Genomic DNA, 19121 nt, shown 5'->3' on the forward strand with positions numbered 1-19121 from the left:
GAAAACATGGGTAAATATGTTCCGTTAAAATTTTTATTTAATGAAGAATTAGCAGAAAGTATGGCTGATTCTATTTATAAACACGATCCTACTTTCTCTAAAAGCATCTTTGTAGATTCTGTAACATGTAAAGTTGAAAATTTAGAGTTAAAGCAACGTATTGAAGTAATAGCAGATGAATTACACAATGTATTACAAAAAGATTTTAATGAAGCAATACATATTTTACTGAAAACATTGGGACCAGAAAATACAACAGAAGTAGGTACTTTTACAAACGGATATATGTACATGCCTATTGCAAAATACGTTGAAAAATATGGACTTAACCATTTTGAAGCCTCATGTAACGCCATGTATGAAATAACAAAAAGAAATACTGCTGAATATGCCATTCGGCCTTTTCTCGAAACATACCATGAAGACACACTACACATATTACAACAGTGGATTCATGACGAAAACAGCCATATTAGAAGATTAGTTTCCGAAGGTACAAGACCAAGACTTCCTTGGGCTAAAAAAATGGGAGCTCTAAAGGGTGACTTTAAGAACAATTTACAACTTCTTGAACCATTAATGAATGATCCTTCTAAATATGTCCAAAAATCTGTAGCCAATCATATTAACGATATTACGAAAGAAGATAAAGAACTCGTTTTTCAATGGTTACAGCAATTACGTGATAAACAACATCCTGTTAACCCTTGGATTATAAAACATGGGTTACGAACGATTATTAAAAATGGTACTTTGCCAAAAGATTTTTGTTTTTGAGTATTTTAAACAAAACCGCTTATGCTTCAAGAATGAAGTATAAGCGGTTTTCACTTTCAAATATTATCCTTGTCTTAAAATATTTCGAAAAATTTCCGGCTTATTTCGTTCAAAGCTTTCTATAAGCTCTTTTCCAAATTTGATCGTCCTCTTTGTCTGTAAACTCCATCCAATTTTCCATTAAACAACTGCCTTCCCTTATAACTTCAAAGGATTTCCACTCGATTATCCCGAATATACAAATAACCACTCTAACAAGGAGCGAATTTATATGAATCTATTCGAACATGAAACGTAAAACCGTTCCACTTTAATAAGAGGTCCTCCTTTTTTCTTTTCTCATCATATCATTTACTTACAAAATAGGAGGATATAATTATGAAACGTGATTTATTATTTTTAACTTTATTAGAAAGTGCTAATACAAATTTTAGCGGTTGGGATTTTTCTTTTATTTCAGAAACTGGTCGAATGAAGAGCGAGCCTTTATCATGGCCATACGGCAGCACTGCTTTTCAACTTATGCAGCGTGCAGAATCAATGCTCGATATGGGTACTGGCGGCGGAGAGTTTTTATCTATGTTACAACCGTTCCCATCAACTATTTTTGCGACTGAGGGCTATGCTCCAAACGTGCCAATTGCTCGGAAGAAATTAGAACCTTTAGGGGTTACAGTTATAGAGGTAACAGATGATACTGCTTTACCATTTCAAGATGGTCAGTTTGATTTAATCATAAATCAACATGAATCATATGCTGCCTCTGAGGTAAACAGAATCCTTTCTCCTAATGGAATATTTCTTACACAACAAGTTGGTGGTCTCGATTGTGCGGAACTAAATGAACAGTTTAGCACACCGCTAAATAGCGAATTTGCAAGTTGGTCGCTTGAAACGGCATGTAGTGAGTTAAAGGAAAATGGATTTACTATTTTAGAAGCAAAAGAAGAGTTCCCTTTTCAACGCTTTTACGACATTGGCGCTATCGTCTATTATTTAAAAGCGATTCCGTGGCAAATTCCTGATTTTACTGTCGAAGGTTATTATGAGGAATTATATCGTATACATGAAATCATCTTACAAAAAGGTTATTTTGATGTGAAGCAACATCGTTTTATGATTAAGGCGATTCGCAGTTAATCATGGAGCATTTGAAAAAGAGATGGATCTACCATCTCTTTTTTTATTTTCACTCAATATTTTCTATATTTAAACACTTCGTTTCACAGTAATAGCCTTTGCCACCAACATAAACTTTTTCTATTTTATTCTCGCTATTGGTTGCTAATTTAACTAATATTTCGGAAGGCGAGTGTAAAGAATAACCTTGTTCAAATACATAGACTTCTTTTTGTAAGTAGCGCTGTTCATAAAGATAGCAAGCTAATGCACCGTTTGAAGTTCCAGTCGCTGCTTCTTCATTAATGTCGTATAGTGGAGCAAAATTTCTGCATATAATTCGATTGTCATTAAAAGTATATAGATGCATCCCGACAACATTATAATACTTGCTGATTTCTTTAATTTTTTCAAAATTAGGTTGCATTGTATGTAATTGTGTTTCGCTTTTTATAGGAACTAAAATATCTTTTAAGCCCGTGGAGACAATTTGAATTGGGTATGTATTGTCTATATCTTTAATGTCAAAGCAGTCGATAAACTCATTTGGAGATATAACATCATAGAATATCGGTTCGTTTTGTTCCATGAATATGATGTCATCTTTTATGGTAATAGCAAGAACACCGCTGTTCGTTTCAATCGTATAGCGATTCTTGAAAAGTTTATTTACATGCATCAGTATCGTGAAAGAGGCAATTGTCGCATGACCACATAAATCAACTTCCTCTTTTGGTGTAAAATACTCAATTTTATAATCAGCAATTTCAGATTCTGATATAAATGCGGTTTCCGCATAGCCCAGTTGTTTGGCTATTGCCATTTTTTGAGTAGTGGTCAATGTATTCTCTATAAATACCACTCCTGCTTTATTTCCGCCTTTATGATCCTTGCTAAATGCACTTGCAACATAAACAGATATTTTCATAAGATACCTTCCTCCCCTATAATAAATTGTAGCATAGAACGTACTACATATATATATTGTTGGATAAATTAGCCATAAAGCAAGAGACAAACTATTTTTTAGTATCTGAACTCTCCAAAAAATAGTTTGTCTAGAGCCTGAGAGTTGGATCTATCATCTCTTTTTTCCCGTTTATTTTTAAAAATTTTGTGGTGGCTTCTAGATTGTTAAGTACGTTCACGTCTCGCAATCGCATCAGCTAATGTAATAAGTTGCTTGCGCGTTATCTTTCCAGCTAACTTTTCTTTTATAACTTTTTCCATTTCTTTTGTAATAATCATACCTTCTATTGCTAGAGTCGCTTTAGCTGCCTCGAAAGCTTTATTCAGTTCTTCTTCACTTTTGAATGCCGTAATTTAAGTTATCTCCTTCACATCATTTTCATTTCCTTTTCTAATGAAGCAAATTGTGTACTTATACATACGTTCCTTTTCCCCTCATCTACATATTTAAATTGCATTTTGATTAGACCTTGCTGAATTAAGTTTTTTATTATACAAAAAATTGGTTTTTAATGAGGTATTTTGCTCATTTTTATTAAAAAACATTCTCCTTATAATTATATTTCACATAATATATTGTACAACTTTCGTTTCAGAAAGGAGTGTTCAAAATCGATAACATAAGTAGCGAATTTTTAAAACAATATTACGATAGTCGAGTCTGGTTATATGATACACATTGGCTTGGGGTCCCCATTCTCAAACTTCCCACTGATCTTTTTTTGTATCAAGAAATTATTTACGAATTAAAACCCGATTTAATTATTGAATGTGGTACTTGTTATGGTGGTAGTGCGTTGTATTTAGCTTCTATATTAGATCTAATTGGAAAAGGTCACGTTCTTACTATTGATATATTCCCACAACCAAATCGTCCATCTCATGACCGCATTACGTATGTAACATCTTCTTCTGTTTCTGTACAGGCCGTCCAAACCATTTTAAGTATGCGCAAACCTGATGATGTAATTTTAGTTATTTTAGATTCTGATCATAGTAAAGAGCATGTCTCAAAAGAACTTTTACTTTATAAGTCTATCGTTACTACTGGCAGTTATATTATTGTAGAGGATACATCTATTAATGGAAATCCTGTTTCGCCCGATTGGGGGGCAGGTCCAATGGAAGCTGTAGAAGAGTTTTTAACTAAAAATAACAATTTCATAATCGATGAATCTAAGCATAAGTTTTTCATCTCATTTAATCCAAAAGGTTTTTTAAAGAAGATAAAGTGAAACTTTAATAAGTGGGGTTGTGTATAACCCCACTTATTCTATAATCTTCATTTTTGAAAAAGGATAATATACAAATTCCACTTTGCCTATTATATTATCTTCTTCAATATATCCTAAGCCGTTTCGACTATCTCTACTAAGTTCACGATTATCTCCCATTACAAATAACTTATTTGGCGGGGTTTTTGTCTTTTGAAAGTTGTAAAACACTTGCGTATTATTGAATAAATCTTTATTTGTATACGGTTCTTCTTGCTTTTTATCATTCACATATACTGATCCATTCGTTATGTTAATTACGTCACCAGGAAGTCCTATTACTCGTTTTACATAATATTTCGACTCATCCTCTTCCTTTATAATGACAATTTCTCCGTGCTCTATATTAGAAAAATGTACTGCTGCTTTATTTACAAATACGTAGTCTTCTTCATATAAAGTCGGTTGCATCGATTTCCCTTCCACTTTACATAAAGTAAAAGAATGATAGGCTACTACCAAAACAAACGCGAAGAGTATGTATTTCCCCCAGCCTCTTTTAATCTCCTGTTTCATATCCATTCCCACCTTATTTAAACGCTTTTTAACTCAAAAAATATATCACTGCACAATATGTCTCCATGCAGTGATACTATTTTTACTGGGCCTTGTTCGGCTGTTCTACTGGGACTGGATTTCCACTCGCTCTTTTCGTTTTCAATTCAAAATACGCATCCAAAATCTCTTTACCAATCGCGGAATTAACTCCTGATTTGTCATCATTCACCCAAGGTACAACAACTGAAAAAGCTACTTCCGGATCAGCATCATATGGTGCATAACCGGCAAGAGTTAAATTATAACATTTTTTTCGGTTATTGTTTTCATCTCTTCCAATATCACTTTCTCCACCGTATACAGTTTCAGCTGTTCCTGTTTTTCCAGCTGGTTTATACGGTAATCCTTTAAACGTTGCCGTACCTGTTCCGTCAGTTTCTTGAAAAACTCTTCTAAATCCTTCTTTTACATGATTAATGTATGAAGTGTCCATATCCACTCGATTTAAAATAACTGGTTCAATAGACCGAACAACTTTTCCAACATCCTCTGGTCTATGTGGTTGCTCTCTCACTTCTTGTACAATTTGTGGTTTCATTCGGTAACCACCGTTTGCAATTGTTGACATATATTGAGCAAGTTGAAGCGGCGTATATGTATCATACTGTCCAATCGCGTAATCAAGTAAAAAGCCAGGTATGTTATCTGTTCTACCCATTTGACCAATCGATTCATTCGGTAAGTCAATTCCAGTCGGTACGCCTAAGCCAAACTGTCTAAAGTAGTAGCGTATTTTATTAAATGTTTCTTTTTTAATATCTAGCGGATTGTTTGGTACATAATTTACACCTGCCATTTTTAATGCTGTATTAAACATATAAACGTTTGATGAAACTTGTAAAGCTCTTAAATCATCAATATCACCAAAATCTTTCCACGATTTCTTTGGCTTGACACTTCCTTTAAAATACATTGGTGCATCGAAGAAATGCGTATACGGCTTTATTGTTTCAGTTTGATATCCGGCTAATAATGTAGCCCCTTTCACAGTTGACCCTAATTCATAAGAACTTGTCATCGTCCCTAAAGCGAAGTCTTCTATTTGCATGCCGCCATCTTTATTTACAATTTTCTTTCCTGCCATTGATAAAATTTGGCCATTTTTCGGGTTCATCATTACTACAAACGCACGATCCATCATCGGCTCTGCAGAATGAAATGCTCGTAAATTCTTTTCAAGACTTTCCTCTACTTTTTTCTGTAACTCCATATCAACAGTTAACATTAAATTATTTCCGCTTTTTCCTTCAGTCACTTTTTCCGTCCGAATAATATTTCCTGCTTTATCCGTAATGTTTTTAGACTGTTCTTTCGTTCCATGTAATGCATCTTCGTACTGTTTCTCGATGTAGCTCTTACCAATACGGTCATTTCGGTTATAATCACGCACTAAATAATAATCTAACTGTTCTCTCGGTAAGCCCTCATTTTCAGTAGAAACGCTACCAAGTATGGAACGAAGTATTTTATCATTTGGGTATTCACGTTCCCAATCCACTGTCGTATCCACTCCTGGCAAAATTGCCAATCTTTCACTTACGATTGCATATTCATTTTGGCTTACATCTTTTTTAACGATTTGCGGCGTCATTTTATATCCCGCATTCATCCTACTTTTAATTGCTAGTACTTCTAGATCCTCTTTTGATAGTTCGCTTAATTCTTCTTGCGTAATTCTTTCACGGCGCAACTCTTCAACTTTTTTATCTAATTCTTTCCCCTCTATCTCTTGCTTCCTAAATGTACTCTCATCTTCTTTCGTTACTTTTTCTGCTGCTCGTTTTTCATTTAACTGCATCCAAAAATCTTTTTTATCTGTTTCTGTTAACTTAGCTATATCTTCTGGCGACATTTCTATTAGCTGAGCTAACTGTCTCGCTACTTGTAAAACTTCTTTCGAATCTACTCCTTTCATTTTCGTATATGTAACGGTTCGTAGTGGTTTATTATTTACAATCACTTGACCTTGCCGATCAAACATTTTCCCTCTAGGAACAGGAGTGCTTACCGTTACATCTTCCTTTTTGTTCACTTCATTTCTATACGTTTCTCCATCAATGATTTGTACTTTACCTAATTGAATTATAATAGCTGAAAATAAAAGAAAGACGATAAAAAATAGTACATTTAATCGAAATGGAATGTGGGTCTTTTTCTTTTTCGATTGTTTCTTCTGCTCCTTTTTCTGTCTCATTTCGCTCCCTCGCTTCATTCTATTAACATTTCTACACAGAACCATTATGTATCAAATTTATTTATATGATATATATAGAATTTTATATTAATTACTAAAGAAATAAAAGATTTAATTTTCAGTATTTTAATTTTATACCCTATTTATTACCATTCCCTTATTAAGAAATAACATGAATGTTATTCTAAAAGAAAGTGTGTATACAATTGTTTTTTCATACCATTCATTTACATTTCTTTGTATACTAACAATAAAAGACACCACTAAGGAGAAAATGAAATGACAGATTCATTTACAATACATACTAATACGTCATATTGTTTAAACTTTATGATTTATATTCAAAATATTTATCTCAACCAAAAAGAGAATAAAGAAAATTTGCGGTTTCCTTACATAGCAAAACAAGTAAATTTTTCTACTGAATTTGAAGATAATTTCAAAGAATTATGGCATACACTCCGTAAACAAATTGCTAATGAGAGATATGATTTACAGATTTTTTATGAGGAAAACCATATCTTTTATGAGAAGCTCTTTGACACTCAATTATGTAATGAGGACTCCTTTCAAGAGTTAGTATGTAGTTTTAAAGTATGGTGGACTAGCATAGCAGGTCAGCTTTCATTAGAACATTCTGTAAGTGAGTATAGTGAGCAACTTTATAATGATTTGGTTTTATACGTAAAGCAACACCAAATAGAGCCTTTACAACATCTACATATTAGCTTACTTTATGACGACTGTGTATTCGTTAAAGGTAATACTACTTCTTACTCTGCTATTTTACCTACGAAACGCTTTTTTATTAATTATAGAGATGTGGTTACTACATTATCGAAGTGCTTTAAACTGTGATTATCCAAATAAAAAACTGAGGTGGATACCTCAGTTTTTTCGATAACTTATTTCATTGAGGCTAACCCTTCAACAAACTCACCAATCTTATTTTGAAAAACAAAATCAAAGTTATATTCTCGTCCTGTTAACTCTTCATTTACTAAAATTGTCGTTGCCCCTATCTCCCTCTTTGCGATTTCCGGGAATGAAGCGACAGGTTGTACTTTTAATGACGTTCCCATAACGATAAGCACATCTGTTTCATATAAACGTTGTATCGCATTTTGATATTGCGGCAATGTATCTCCGTATAAAACAACGTCTGGATTTAAAATGAAATTACACTTCTCGCAGCGAGGCACTTCATGATCAATCATATACTGCAAATCATATCCCGCTTTACACTTCGGACAGTGTGCTGTTTGAAGTGTTCCATGTAAATCAATGACATGTTTACTACCACCTAGTTGATGTAAACCATCAATATTTTGCGTTAAAATCGTAATATCTTTCCCTTGTTCTTCTAATTCAGCTAAAAAGCGATGCCCGCGATTTGGTTTATATTGATGAAACGTATTAATTTGAAAGATTTCTTTATAATGCTTCCAAAATTCTTTCGGACTTCTATTATAATATCCCCTTGATAAATACATCTCTACATTCGCATCAGCATACAATCCATTTGCTGAACGAAAATCTGGGATACCACTTTCCGTACTTGCTCCTGCACCTGTTAACACTGTAATTTTCTTCGCTTGCTCTAAAATTGAACGTACTTCTTCAAATTGTTGCACAAAAATCACCTCTATGTATATTGCTATACTTATTATACCAGTTGTTTACAGGAGGTGTTGTATGATTCGTTTTATTTAATGCGTCGTACCCCCAATTTCTACAATATCGACCTCAACTGTCGTCGTTACCTCTACTGCTGATTCTATCCCTTTACGAATAGTAGAAAGTGACATACTCGGTTGGCCTGGATAATTGCTCGCTTGTTCTGGTAAGAATGGAATATGAACAAATCCACCTTTTATTTTCTTACCATGTTTCTCTAATTCATGCATGAGACCGTAGAATAAATGATTACAAACGAATGTACCTGCTGTTTGTGAAACGGAAGCCGGTATGCCTTCTTCTTGAAGTCTTTTTACAATTGCTTTCATCGGAAGCGTAGACCAATAGGCAGCCGGTCCTTCTTCCACAACCGGTACATCTACCGGCTGGTTCCCTTCATTGTCGGCAATTCTTGCATCATCAATATTAATTGCGACACGCTCTATCGTAATATCTGGTCTGCCTCCAGCTTGTCCAATACATATAATCATTTCAGGGTTTAGTTCTTCTATATACTCTTTTAATACGCTGATTGATTTATGAAATACCGTTGGGACTTGTTTGCTAATAATCTTGTACTCTCCAATTGTTTTTTCATGTAAACTTTTTGCGACTTCCCAAGCTGGGTTGATGCTTTCTCCGCCGAACGGATCAAATCCTGTTAGTAATACTGTTTTCATAGTTTTCCCTCCTAATTAGAAACGATATACAAGGCCGTACATAATAAACATATTTATGATAAAGATTGAAAGAGCAATTGGTACTTGTGCTTTAATAACTGCATTTTTATCTTTTAGCTCTAAAAGCATCGCCGGAACGATATTAAAGTTTGCTGCCATTGGCGTAAGTAGCGTTCCGCAATATCCAGCAAACATACCGAGTGCTGCCATAATTGCTGGATTCCCACCATGCATTTGAACAATTAAAGGTAAACCAATTCCGCCAGTAATAACGGCAAACGCTGCGAATGCATTTCCCATTACGACTGTAAAAAGCATCATTCCTAAACAATACGCCATAACAGCTACGAACGGATACTCTGTCGGTAATACTTGACCGACTAAATCAGAAACGACTTGTCCAACGCCAGACTTTGCGAAAATACCGCCAAGTGCCGCTAACATCTGTGGTAAAATAACAGCCCAGCCGACAGCTTGTAATAGTCTGCTTCCTTCTTGTACAGGCGTTGTTATTTTCGATTTTGTAATACGCATCGCTGCAACGAATGCAAGTAATGCCCCTAGTGCTAATGCTACTAGCGTTACTTTATCTGGATCAACAAGGGAAACATTTCCCCATTTGATTTTCCCTAACGTTAACGTACCGATAATTGTAAAAATAGGAATTAATAGTGCAGGCATAAAAATTTTATTTTTTAATTTCTCAGCATGTTTCACACGTTCTTGTACAGGTACTTCTTTCTCTTCTGATTTTGTTACTTTATTTAGTGAAGCTAACACGACCATAGCGAGCACAATACAACCAACGTAAAACGAAGGGATTATATTTCCGAATAAAAACGTAACTGCAAATAATGCCCAAAATAAGCTAGAACCCCATCGATTTGGATGTTCACGATCAAATGCAATACGAACAGCGATAAAGGCAACGATTATACCTAATACGTAATAAATTGTATCCATTGTGATGATGTTCATTTTATATTGCCTCCTTCTCTTCTTTTTCTTTTGATGTCATCGTTTTCGCTATATATTTATCAAATCTTCTAAATCTGATCCAGCTGACAATAAGCGCAGATATTGCAGTTGGAATACCCCAAAGCGCCATATCCCACACACCGACATGCATACCTACTGAATCGAAGAATCCTTTCATTAATAAAATCGCACCAGTCGCGATAAATATATCCTCTCCGAAAAACCAAGCTGTATTTTCCGCAGCTGCTGCGTTTGCTTTAATCTTTTCTCTTAACTTTTCAGGTAACTTACCATATTTACCTTGCGCAGCCCCTTCTGCCATCGGTGCAACGAGTGGCCTTACTGTTTGTGCATGACCACCAATATTCAGTCCAAGTGCTGCTGATGATTCTCTTATCGTAAAATATGACATTAACACTCTTCCAGTTGTTGCGCCTTTTGATTTCGTTATAAGTGCTTCTGCTCTTTCTTTTAAACCGTAACGCTCTAAAATTCCGATTACCGGTAAAGTTAGTATAATCGGCATAGACATATATCTATTTTCTATGAAAAATTTACCGAACATGCTAATCACATCATAAAAGCTTAATCCTGAAACCATACCAGTAACAATACCTGCAACCATAACTACTAATAATGTATTTAATCTAAATAAAAAGCCCACTGCAACAAGTAGTATCCCGATTAATTTAATCATTCCAGCACTTCCCCCTATTTTTTATTTCGGTGCACAAATAGAAATACCATTAAATTCGAATGTTCTGTATATTTTTCTCGCAAATTGGACTGCTTTCTCTCCATCACCATGTAAACAAATTGTTTGTGCTTGAACTGCTACTTTCTCTCCGTTCACCGCGTTTACGTAGCCTTCTTTCACCATTTGAAGCACTTGCTTTATCGCTTCTTCTTCATTTTTTATAAGTGCATTTTCTTCTGTCCGGCTCGTTAACGTTCCATCTTGCTTATACGTACGATCAGCAAAAGCTTCTTGTACGAGAGTTATATTGTATTTTTCCGCAGCCTGTATAAACGCCTCGCTATTTGCTAATCCGTAAAGTAATAGCTTGGGATTACTATGATAAATTGCTTTTGCGATTGCATCTGCAATTTCCGGATTTGTCGCCGCCATATTATATAGGGCACCGTGCGGTTTTACATGATGCATGTTCCCGCCTGCCGCTTTCACAAAAGCATCTAATGCACCGATTTGATATAAAACGTAATCGTATACTTCACTCGCTGAAACATTCATGTTTCTTCTTCCAAATCCAATTAAATCAGGAAAACCAGGATGCGCGCCAATTGCTACGTTATGCTGCAGTGCCTTTTCGACCGTTTTCCTCATTACAGTCGGATCACCCGCATGAAAACCGCAAGCAACGTTTATAGAGGAAACGAACGGAAGAATTTCATCATCATTCCCCATTTTATAAGCTCCAAAACTTTCTCCTAAATCACAATTTAAATCGATTGTCGTCACGATATTCCCCTCCTAATGTCAGCTTCGTAAAGTGATGAATTTCTTTAATAGATTCATATTTACTTCTTGTTCTATGTACAATTGTTCCGCTTCTTCCAGCGTAATTTTCTCAAAAGAAACATAATCCCCCGGTTTTAACTGAGCAAGAAGTGGTAAATCTACTGAAATAATATTTCCCATTCTCGGATAGCCACCTGTCGTTTGCCTATCTGCCATTAATATAATCGGCTGTCCTCCATTAGGAACTTGAATGGTCCCAAATGTAACCGGACTCGATAAAATCTCTTTTTCTTCAATCCTATTTAAAACTTCTCCTTCAACTCTATAGCCCATACGATCAGCGTAATTAGATACTTTATACTCTTTCGTGAAAAATGCCCTTATACTTTCTTCTGTAAATTGATCATATTCAAAATCAGTTATAACGCGAAGCTTAGGATATTTCTTATACTTTGGCAGTACGCCGCTGCTAATTGCCCATTTCGTTTTGACTCGCTCATCCTTTTGTAAGTCTTGAATGAAACGCCTTGCCATTTCTGTGTGTGTACCAATTTGAAAATAATCTCCTTTTTTCAGCATTCTTCCTTCAATACCACCAATCGCAGCACGTATGTAAGTACTTTTGCTTCCCATTGTACGATCAATCTGTATACCACCTGCAAAAGTCACATACGCTCTGCAACCACTTTTCACTTTCCCAAAACAAAGCATGCTACCTTCTTCCGCTAAAATGGGACGCCATAATGGAATACGCTCTCCATTCAATAACGGCTCCATATTTGCTCCGCCAATCGCAAGTAAAGTCGTTTTCTTTATTAACAATTTAGGTCCCATAATTGTCATTTCAAGTCCCGCTTCATTCTCTTCATTACCGACTAACATATTAATCATCCGAAGTGCACTTTGATCCATGGCCCCGCCAACTGGTACACCGTATTGTTGATAATGAGATCGCCCTAAATCTTGGACTGTTGTAAACATTCCCGCATGCAAAACCTCTACATCCATTCTTTAGCCCCCTCAAGTGATACATACTCTTCCTTCGTTATTGGGATAAATCGTAAATACATACCACTTTGAATATATGTCGGTGTTTCTTCTTCTGTATTAAATAATGAAATAGGAGTTCGGCCAATAATATTCCATCCTCCTGGTGTTTCAAGTGGATATATACCTGTTTGATTTCCACCAATACCTACCGAACCAGCAGGTATTTGTAACCGTGGTGTTTCTTTTCTAGGTGTTTCTAGTTCTTTTGATAGTCCTCCTAAATACGGGAACCCTGGTGTAAAACCTAACATATACACAAAATATGTTGTCTCGCTATGTATGCGAATCACATCCTCCGCTCGTAATCCTCTACAATGCGCGACCTCTTCTAAATCAGGTCCATATTCTCCCCCGTAGCAAACAGGTATAGAAATATATTTCACATCTTGGTTCACTTCTTCTTTATACGAATTACACAGCTCTTTTATATATTGGCAAACGTAATGATATGATCCTTCACTTCTCTCATTTCGCTTCCATACTTCGTATACATTGTAGTAGACCGCTAATGAAGTGAAAGATGGTACACACTCAACCATTCCTGTAAACGGGTGCCGTCTCAACGCTTGAAATAATCGCTGCACTTTTTCGTATGTCTCCATCCCAATTTCTTCACCAAATGTAACAATCATTGCTTGATCTCCTAATGCAGAAAATTTCATCCCACTCCCTCTTTCTATGCCAAAAAGCCAAGTTCTTTCGAAATGCGATGTGCTGTTTCTTTCACCTTCGCAATAAAATATGAAATGTTACTTTCGCTATACTCAATTGCTAAACCTGAAATACTAATACCCGCTATAACTGTTCCATCGCTTGCAAAAATGGGCGCTGCTATAGCCGCTGTATGATTTTCTAACTCCGAGTAGCTAATTGTGTGACCTTCCTTTTTCGCCATTTGTAACACTTCTAACAATTGCTCCTTATCCACGATTGTTCCATCTGCAAACTGTTTTAAATCCGTTTCCTCTATGTACTTCCATGTCTCTTTCTCAGAGAAATACGATAGTAAAATTCTCGGACATGCACCAGCATAAAGCGGTGCTCTTCTTCCAACCGCGGTATACACGCGTACAGGCTGAACGCCTTCCATCTTTTCCACATAAATCGCGTCATTACCATCTTGAATAATTAAATTAACTGCCTGCCCTAAACTATTTCTAAGCTCTTTCATATATGGAATCGCAATATTTCTTACGGATAATCTTTGTGACACAAGTTGACCGAACCGTAAAAAAACGACTCCGAGACGATACTTCCCCTTCTCATTTTTTTGTAATAACTCCATTTCTTCTAACGAGCCAATTAAACGATAAACAGATGTTTTCGGCATACTCGTAAGCTGAACCATCTCTGTTAAACTTAACTCTTCATGCTCATAAAACAACTCTAAAATATCCATTGTCTTAACTGCCGTTTTATTTATACTCATTCTATCTCCCTCTTGTTCCGAATTACGGAACTTAAATTCCGTTTTTCGAAACAAACATATAATTTAAAATTATAAAATATTCTTTCAATTCTATCAATATTTTTTTAAGTATGTGACCTGATATATTTTGTCAGTAATTTTAAAAACGTAAACAATTAAATGCATTTGTAAATTTTTACATCAAACTATTACATCTCCACTATATTTCGATTATTATAATATACGCAAAACAAAATGTAAGGAGTGTTTCTTTTGAAAAAGCTGCTAGTGATTCCTGCTATTATGTTGTCTTTTTGTATAGGTTATAAGGTAACATTTGCGACAAATGAAGATACTCATTCAACCGCTAAAATTGCCCAACATCATAAAATAGCGAACGAAGAAATTCATTTTTTCGGATCAAGTATTTCTGGCTTTAACTATTCTCATGGAGATGAATTAAGTGTTCTTGTAAAAAATATAGGTGATTCTCCTTTTAGTTACACTTTATATAATGCTAAAGATTCTTGGATGATTGACGGAACTTTAAAACCTGGGGAACAAGCGATCAATGAATTTAGTATAAATTGGAGTGATTGGCTTCCTGAAGGTGAATACAAGATAAAATTTAGAAATAATGATGGTTCTCTTTCAAAAGTTCAAGTTATAGCAAAACCTACCATATAAATAAGGCACAAAAAAAGTATGGAAGAATATTTCTTCCATACTTTTTGTTTTATAACGCTCTTACTTGTTTCAACGGCCAGAAAACAGCTTGTCCTTTTCCGACAATCTCATCTTCTGAAATGAATCCGAACATACGACCATCTTTCGAAACTTCACGATTATCTCCTAAAACAAACACTTGGCCTTCTGGCACTTTCGTTTTTCCTGTGATTTGTTCTAACGTAAAGTCTGGAGTTAATACACGGCCTGCTGCTTTTTCTTTAAACTCTTTTAAATATGGTTCTTCCATCGCTTTTCCGTTTACATATAAAACATCGTTTTTATACTCAACTGTATCGCCTGGTAAACCAATTACTCGTTTTACTAAATCGTACCCTTCTTTTCCGTGGAAGACGATAATATCAAAGCGATCTAATCCACTTATACTATAACCGATCTTATTCACAAGAACTCGTTCGTTATTTTCTAAAGTGGGCATCATCGATTCACCTTGTACTAATGAGGGTGTAAATAAAACACCGCGAATAATAGCAATTAGGACAAGGGTAAATCCTATCGTTTTAGCCCATGAGAATAATTCTTTCTTCGTATTTTCCTTCATCGTTTCTCCTCTTTCTTATGTGCTTATTTTATTATTTGAACTAATTCTTGTACTAAATTCGGATCAATTTCAGAAAAACATGATTTCCCTTCTCTTACCGCTGTACCGACATGAGCTTGCGTGATTCCAGTTTCATCTAGCAATTGCTTTATATTTTCTTTCGTCACGCCAGCTCCAACTACAAGCTGAATTTGACCATCGCTTACCTTTTGCATTTCTGTAAGCACCGGTATATTCTCTACTATATTTCCTTGTCCACCTGAAGTTAAAACGTGAGTCACTTTATGAAACTTCTTTAAAGTTTCCATCGCTTCTACTGGATTTTCTATATCATCTATTGCACGGTGGTACGTTACATTTATTCCATCTACAACAGATAGTAAATCCGCTAATTTCTCGTCATCCACTTCATTTCGTTCGTTTAATACGCCTAATACAACACCAGCTGCACCTAACTTCTGCGCAATGATAATATCTTCCTTCATCATTTCAATTTCTTCTTCCGTATATGTAAAAGACTTCGCATGCGGACGAATCATAACGTGAATCGGTATATGTACCGCTTCTACCGCTTTTTTAATAAATGCATAACTCGGCGTTAAACCGCCTTCTGTATAAGATGTAATTAATTCAATTCGCTTCCCGCCAGCTCGTTCAATTCGTTTCACATCTTCTAAACATGTTGCAATAACCTCTAGCATGAGATGACCTCTTTTCGTGCTTTTTTCTTATTATAACATTAGTAAAAATAAGAAACCTAGCTTTCTCCTATAAAACTGTAAAAAGAAGAATGAAAAGAAAGATTTTTTTATTGATTGCGTTTATTGGTAATTTTATATTCTACAAAAAAAAGGAGCGATACCTAGCACTTCGGACTAGGTATCGCTCCTTTTTTTAGTTATTTTTCTTAGTTACTTCATTATAATAGTGGCTAAATGCTTCTACTAATGCGTCAACTGACGCATACAATTCTTCTGGTGTATTATCTACCCCTCCCATTTCAATAAGTAATGCATTCGGAGAAAGGTCTTGATTATATACTCCGTTCCCGCTTTTACGATCTTTAATAAAAATCCCTCGGCTTAAACCGTAATACTTCTCATCTAAATATGAATTTATTGTCGTTACTATTTTTTTATTTTTTTCATAGTTAGGATTTTCTCGTCCTAAAATAAAATAGAGCCTAGCATAATTCTTTCCGTTAATATTTTTTGTTGTAATATTTTTTCGGGCATCATCTCTATGAAGGTCCATTGGGAACATAATATTTTTATCTTGTGCTAATTTATCTTGTAATATTTGACGGGATCCTTTGTAAGATTGGGCCCAATTTAATTTTTTATTTCGCAGAAAATCCCTCATATTTGTCGTATCATGTGAAACACCTATTCCTTTTTCTTCTAACTTTTGTTTTAAATAGTTTCCAACAAACGTAATATTCACTTCATTATTTGTACTGGAAGCATCATCAGGTATCGTAGCACCTGGAATAAGAGGAATAAACGCTTCCCAACTATGTGTATGATAAATAAAAACTTTATTTTGTGTATTTGAATTTTCACCAGTAGAATTGTTTTCTTTCCCACTCTTTGGGTGTTCAATAGCAGTACCTTTATCTTTAATGTTATCTAAAGGAATACTGGATTCTTCAGGAATGTTCGTATAATCTGTTCCTTCCCCAGCAATTAATATTTCCGAATAAAATTGATTCATATTAGGAAGTTCCCGGGTTAATAAACTTCGGAGATCATTTACATTAATGTTTGTAGAAAGTGATAGTAAAAAAGATTCTAAAGACGCTCGTCCTTTTTCTTTATGAAATTCTTCTGCAAAATAACGATTTTCACTTCCTATCATATACATAAGTCCTTTAGTAGAATTCGTTCCTAATAACTGATTTATATAAAATGATTTAAATACGCTTGAATTACTAGAAATGAAGAATGAAGTGAGGATACATATAATAGTGAATAAAATACATATCACTATATACCTTACATTTAATACTTTCAGTTTCACTTTATTCATTTTATATCTCCCTTCATTTACTATATTCTTACGCATAATTTTTAAGTAATATGATTAATAATTTAATAGAACTGCCTCAACTACTATGTTTTCATTTAACCTCTTTCTGTAAAGTGAATGAGCTTAAAGTTGCTGTACGCAAATATCATCAAAGGTTTTAAAAGAAATTAAATAACCTGAGTCTATATAAATATAGAACTCAGGTTATTTAATACTATCTATTTGACCGGAGGCATTGCATTTTGATTGACTTTTTTATTTTCCATGTCAATGTCTAATTGATCTTTCAATAGCTTCACACCTTTTTTTGTAAGATGGACAGCCCGACTCTTATCCGTTTTTGTAATCCATTCCTGTTCAAAAAATAGTTTTGCTATTGCAGATCCTAACCAACCAGAAATATGGTAGCGTCGTTCACTCCAATCAAGACAAGGTTTTGCAAATACTCTCCTTTTTATCTCTGCCGTTTCAATATTTATTCCAAAATTCAGAAACCACCCCTTACCTTGTTCCGTTACAATGTATTCTCCTTCCTTTAAAATTATAAATTCCCTATGTAGTAATTTTTCAGTTATCTCTACACCGAGTCTGCCTGCAAGATGATCATAGCAAGTTCGCGCATAACGAATTTGTTTTAGCTGATCCGATTGTTTTAAAGACCGAACTTGGACTGTTGGTGCAATTGTTCCTAACTTTTCAAGAACTTCTGCTACCTCTTGATTAGCAAGTCGATAGTAACGATGTCTACCATGTTGTTCAACTGTAAGTAGATTTCCCTCTACTAATTTAGAAAGATGAGAACTAATCGTTGGATGTGACACCTTTGCCATATAAGCCAATTCGCTAGCAGGTAGTGCCTGATTATTCATTAGACAATCTAAGATAATTGCTCTTGTAGGTTCAGCAATTAGTTTAGCTATATATGAGATATTCGGATATACATTCATATTTCGATGATACCCTAACTATTAAACTGATACAATTATTTTAAGTTTAATAGTAAAGGAGAATGTATTATGAATGCAATTGATCTTAGTATATTAAATTTGAAAGAAACGAGAAGGCGCTCAGAAAAATTATGGAATTCTCTTCCCGATAATTTTCTTAATTGGAAGCCTGATCATGAAGCTATGTCCTTTGGTGAGATGATTCGTCATGTATGGAGCTCAACTTTTTATTATCATATGATTTTAAAAAACAACGGCTCAATAAATGACATACGTATCCCGTATGATGACGAGCCAATTACTTGTGTAAAAAAAGAAATTGAATTGGCACAAGTATACTTTACTGACTTTATAGAATATGTGCAATCCATAAACATAGCTGAGCTAGATTCAACTCTTATTGATCGAAGCGATGTTGGCTATCAACGATATTTAGGGGACATGCTATTAAGAATTGCCTATCATGATGCGGTCCATGCAGGTCAATTTTTACAATATTTACGAATGGTAAACTTGGAAAGACCTTTAATTTGGGATTAAAAGTTGTCAAACTAACATTGCAATACATATTCATTCAGCCAATAACAATCCAAAATCATGATAACCATTTATACTAAAAATCTACATCTCAATCTGATACGTCGCACACATAAAAAGCACGTGTTCGATTATTAATCAAACACGTGCTTTCAAA

At 34.8% G+C, this 19121-nt stretch carries 22 protein-coding genes and 1 pseudogene; 6 read left to right on the plus strand and 17 right to left on the minus strand.

Features of this window, described 5'->3' with window-relative positions; all coding sequences use genetic code 11:
- The first annotated feature begins 6 nt into the window (after positions 1–6).
- Positions 7–777, plus strand: a complete 771-nt coding sequence (locus DN393_RS28665) for a DNA alkylation repair protein (RefSeq protein ID WP_064475688.1) — start codon at positions 7–9, stop codon at positions 775–777.
- 63 nt (positions 778–840) lie between these two features.
- On the opposite strand, the pseudogene DN393_RS28670 reads toward DN393_RS28665, so the two are convergent.
- Positions 841–915: pseudogene (locus DN393_RS28670) on the minus strand (DUF2716 domain-containing protein); the annotation flags it as partial.
- Between the two features lie 240 nt (positions 916–1155).
- On the opposite strand from DN393_RS28670, the gene DN393_RS28675 reads away from it, so the two are divergent.
- Positions 1156–1917, plus strand: a complete 762-nt coding sequence (locus DN393_RS28675; RefSeq protein WP_088048307.1) for a class I SAM-dependent methyltransferase — start codon at positions 1156–1158, stop codon at positions 1915–1917.
- A 49-nt stretch (positions 1918–1966) separates the two neighbouring features.
- On the opposite strand, the gene DN393_RS28680 is transcribed toward DN393_RS28675, so the two are convergent.
- Both DN393_RS28680 and DN393_RS28685 read right to left on the minus strand, forming a co-directional pair.
- Complete coding sequence (locus tag DN393_RS28680) at positions 1967–2824, minus strand: PhzF family phenazine biosynthesis protein (protein ID WP_064475690.1); 858 nt, start codon at positions 2822–2824, stop codon at positions 1967–1969.
- A 206-nt stretch (positions 2825–3030) separates the two neighbouring features.
- Entirely contained in the window at positions 3031–3219 is a 189-nt protein-coding gene (locus DN393_RS28685; protein ID WP_064475691.1) for a hypothetical protein, read from the minus strand.
- Positions 3220–3467: 248 nt separating this feature from the next.
- Here DN393_RS28685 and DN393_RS28690 point away from each other — a divergent pair, with 248 nt between their 5' ends.
- Complete coding sequence (locus tag DN393_RS28690) at positions 3468–4100, plus strand: cephalosporin hydroxylase family protein (RefSeq protein WP_081257278.1); 633 nt, start codon at positions 3468–3470, stop codon at positions 4098–4100.
- Between the two features lie 33 nt (positions 4101–4133).
- Here the strand turns inward: DN393_RS28690 and lepB (DN393_RS28695) are convergent, their stop codons facing one another.
- Both lepB (DN393_RS28695) and DN393_RS28700 read right to left on the minus strand, forming a co-directional pair.
- On the minus strand, positions 4134–4655 hold the full coding sequence (lepB, locus tag DN393_RS28695) for a signal peptidase I (RefSeq protein WP_149174167.1): 522 nt from the start codon (positions 4653–4655) through the stop codon (positions 4134–4136).
- Positions 4656–4737: 82 nt separating this feature from the next.
- The gene (locus DN393_RS28700) at positions 4738–6891 is read right to left on the minus strand and encodes a peptidoglycan D,D-transpeptidase FtsI family protein (protein ID WP_064475694.1); all 2154 of its coding nucleotides are present in this window, start codon (positions 6889–6891) and stop codon (positions 4738–4740) included.
- 279 nt (positions 6892–7170) lie between these two features.
- Between DN393_RS28700 and DN393_RS28705 the strand changes: the two genes are divergently transcribed.
- Positions 7171–7749, plus strand: coding sequence for a hypothetical protein (locus DN393_RS28705; protein ID WP_149174168.1), 579 nt, complete (start codon positions 7171–7173; stop codon positions 7747–7749).
- Between the two features lie 47 nt (positions 7750–7796).
- Here the strand turns inward: DN393_RS28705 and DN393_RS28710 are convergent, their stop codons facing one another.
- The 8 genes from DN393_RS28710 to DN393_RS28745 form a co-directional block, all read right to left on the minus strand.
- Positions 7797–8525, minus strand: coding sequence for an NAD-dependent protein deacylase (locus DN393_RS28710; protein ID WP_064475696.1), 729 nt, complete (start codon positions 8523–8525; stop codon positions 7797–7799).
- 75 nt (positions 8526–8600) lie between these two features.
- Positions 8601–9248 carry a pyroglutamyl-peptidase I gene (gene pcp, locus DN393_RS28715; RefSeq protein ID WP_064475697.1) on the minus strand — a complete coding sequence of 216 codons (648 nt, stop codon included), beginning with the start codon at positions 9246–9248 and terminating at the stop codon, positions 8601–8603.
- 15 nt (positions 9249–9263) lie between these two features.
- Positions 9264–10226, minus strand: coding sequence for a DUF979 domain-containing protein (locus DN393_RS28720; RefSeq protein ID WP_064475698.1), 963 nt, complete (start codon positions 10224–10226; stop codon positions 9264–9266).
- A 1-nt stretch (position 10227) separates the two neighbouring features.
- Complete coding sequence (locus DN393_RS28725; RefSeq protein WP_000593388.1) at positions 10228–10923, minus strand: DUF969 domain-containing protein; 696 nt, start codon at positions 10921–10923, stop codon at positions 10228–10230.
- Positions 10924–10944: 21 nt separating this feature from the next.
- On the minus strand, positions 10945–11706 hold the full coding sequence (gene pxpA / locus DN393_RS28730) for a 5-oxoprolinase subunit PxpA (RefSeq protein ID WP_064475699.1): 762 nt from the start codon (positions 11704–11706) through the stop codon (positions 10945–10947).
- Positions 11707–11724: 18 nt separating this feature from the next.
- Positions 11725–12714, minus strand: a complete 990-nt coding sequence (locus DN393_RS28735; protein WP_064475700.1) for a 5-oxoprolinase subunit C family protein — start codon at positions 12712–12714, stop codon at positions 11725–11727.
- The gene (pxpB, locus tag DN393_RS28740; RefSeq protein WP_149174169.1) at positions 12705–13418 is read right to left on the minus strand and encodes a 5-oxoprolinase subunit PxpB; all 714 of its coding nucleotides are present in this window, start codon (positions 13416–13418) and stop codon (positions 12705–12707) included. Before pxpB ends, DN393_RS28735 begins: the two co-directional genes overlap by 10 nt.
- Before the next feature lie 14 nt (positions 13419–13432).
- Positions 13433–14185 (minus strand): IclR family transcriptional regulator, encoded by a 753-nt coding sequence (locus tag DN393_RS28745; protein ID WP_064475702.1) that lies wholly within the window; start codon positions 14183–14185, stop codon positions 13433–13435.
- Between the two features lie 252 nt (positions 14186–14437).
- On the opposite strand from DN393_RS28745, the gene DN393_RS28750 reads away from it, so the two are divergent.
- Positions 14438–14851 (plus strand): hypothetical protein, encoded by a 414-nt coding sequence (locus DN393_RS28750; RefSeq protein ID WP_149174170.1) that lies wholly within the window; start codon positions 14438–14440, stop codon positions 14849–14851.
- 49 nt (positions 14852–14900) lie between these two features.
- Here DN393_RS28750 and lepB (DN393_RS28755) read toward each other — a convergent pair whose 3' ends face one another.
- The 4 genes from lepB (DN393_RS28755) to DN393_RS28770 all read right to left on the minus strand — a co-directional run bounded on the left by lepB (DN393_RS28755) (position 14901) and on the right by DN393_RS28770 (position 18427).
- Entirely contained in the window at positions 14901–15452 is a 552-nt protein-coding gene (gene lepB / locus DN393_RS28755) for a signal peptidase I (RefSeq protein ID WP_000662489.1), read from the minus strand.
- Between the two features lie 23 nt (positions 15453–15475).
- Positions 15476–16153: a copper homeostasis protein CutC gene (locus DN393_RS28760; protein WP_064475704.1), complete on the minus strand. Its 678-nt coding sequence runs from the start codon at positions 16151–16153 to the stop codon at positions 15476–15478.
- A 193-nt stretch (positions 16154–16346) separates the two neighbouring features.
- Positions 16347–17480, minus strand: coding sequence for a stage II sporulation protein P (locus tag DN393_RS28765; protein WP_149174171.1), 1134 nt, complete (start codon positions 17478–17480; stop codon positions 16347–16349).
- A 218-nt stretch (positions 17481–17698) separates the two neighbouring features.
- On the minus strand, positions 17699–18427 hold the full coding sequence (locus DN393_RS28770) for an ArsR/SmtB family transcription factor (protein WP_064475706.1): 729 nt from the start codon (positions 18425–18427) through the stop codon (positions 17699–17701).
- 69 nt (positions 18428–18496) lie between these two features.
- Here DN393_RS28770 and DN393_RS28775 point away from each other — a divergent pair, with 69 nt between their 5' ends.
- Complete coding sequence (locus DN393_RS28775) at positions 18497–18967, plus strand: DinB family protein (RefSeq protein WP_088048305.1); 471 nt, start codon at positions 18497–18499, stop codon at positions 18965–18967.
- Positions 18968–19121 lie beyond the last annotated feature (154 nt).

This window comes from Bacillus sp. BPN334 (assembly GCF_008368885.1).
Taxonomy (GTDB): Bacteria; Bacillota; Bacilli; order Bacillales; family Bacillaceae_G; genus Bacillus_A; species Bacillus_A wiedmannii.

Excerpts from the sequence above, each read along its gene's own strand:
- DN393_RS28720 (WP_064475698.1), bottom strand. The coding sequence starts at position 10,226 with ATGAACATCATCACAATGGATACAATTTATTACGTATTAGGTATAATC.
- DN393_RS28680 (WP_064475690.1), bottom strand. The coding sequence starts at position 2,824 with ATGAAAATATCTGTTTATGTTGCAAGTGCATTTAGCAAGGATCATAAA.
- DN393_RS28705 (WP_149174168.1), top strand. The coding sequence starts at position 7,171 with ATGACAGATTCATTTACAATACATACTAATACGTCATATTGTTTAAAC.
- DN393_RS28735 (WP_064475700.1), bottom strand. The coding sequence starts at position 12,714 with ATGGATGTAGAGGTTTTGCATGCGGGAATGTTTACAACAGTCCAAGAT.
- lepB (WP_149174167.1), bottom strand. The coding sequence starts at position 4,655 with ATGAAACAGGAGATTAAAAGAGGCTGGGGGAAATACATACTCTTCGCG.
- DN393_RS28760 (WP_064475704.1), bottom strand. The coding sequence starts at position 16,153 with ATGCTAGAGGTTATTGCAACATGTTTAGAAGATGTGAAACGAATTGAA.
- DN393_RS28745 (WP_064475702.1), bottom strand. The coding sequence starts at position 14,185 with ATGAGTATAAATAAAACGGCAGTTAAGACAATGGATATTTTAGAGTTG.
- pxpB (WP_149174169.1), bottom strand. The coding sequence starts at position 13,418 with ATGAAATTTTCTGCATTAGGAGATCAAGCAATGATTGTTACATTTGGT.
- lepB (WP_000662489.1), bottom strand. The coding sequence starts at position 15,452 with ATGAAGGAAAATACGAAGAAAGAATTATTCTCATGGGCTAAAACGATA.
- pcp (WP_064475697.1), bottom strand. The coding sequence starts at position 9,248 with ATGAAAACAGTATTACTAACAGGATTTGATCCGTTCGGCGGAGAAAGC.
- DN393_RS28775 (WP_088048305.1), top strand. The coding sequence starts at position 18,497 with ATGAATGCAATTGATCTTAGTATATTAAATTTGAAAGAAACGAGAAGG.
- DN393_RS28675 (WP_088048307.1), top strand. The coding sequence starts at position 1,156 with ATGAAACGTGATTTATTATTTTTAACTTTATTAGAAAGTGCTAATACA.
- DN393_RS28665 (WP_064475688.1), top strand. The coding sequence starts at position 7 with ATGGGTAAATATGTTCCGTTAAAATTTTTATTTAATGAAGAATTAGCA.
- DN393_RS28765 (WP_149174171.1), bottom strand. The coding sequence starts at position 17,480 with ATGAATAAAGTGAAACTGAAAGTATTAAATGTAAGGTATATAGTGATA.
- DN393_RS28770 (WP_064475706.1), bottom strand. The coding sequence starts at position 18,427 with ATGAATGTATATCCGAATATCTCATATATAGCTAAACTAATTGCTGAA.
- DN393_RS28700 (WP_064475694.1), bottom strand. The coding sequence starts at position 6,891 with ATGAGACAGAAAAAGGAGCAGAAGAAACAATCGAAAAAGAAAAAGACC.
- DN393_RS28725 (WP_000593388.1), bottom strand. The coding sequence starts at position 10,923 with ATGATTAAATTAATCGGGATACTACTTGTTGCAGTGGGCTTTTTATTT.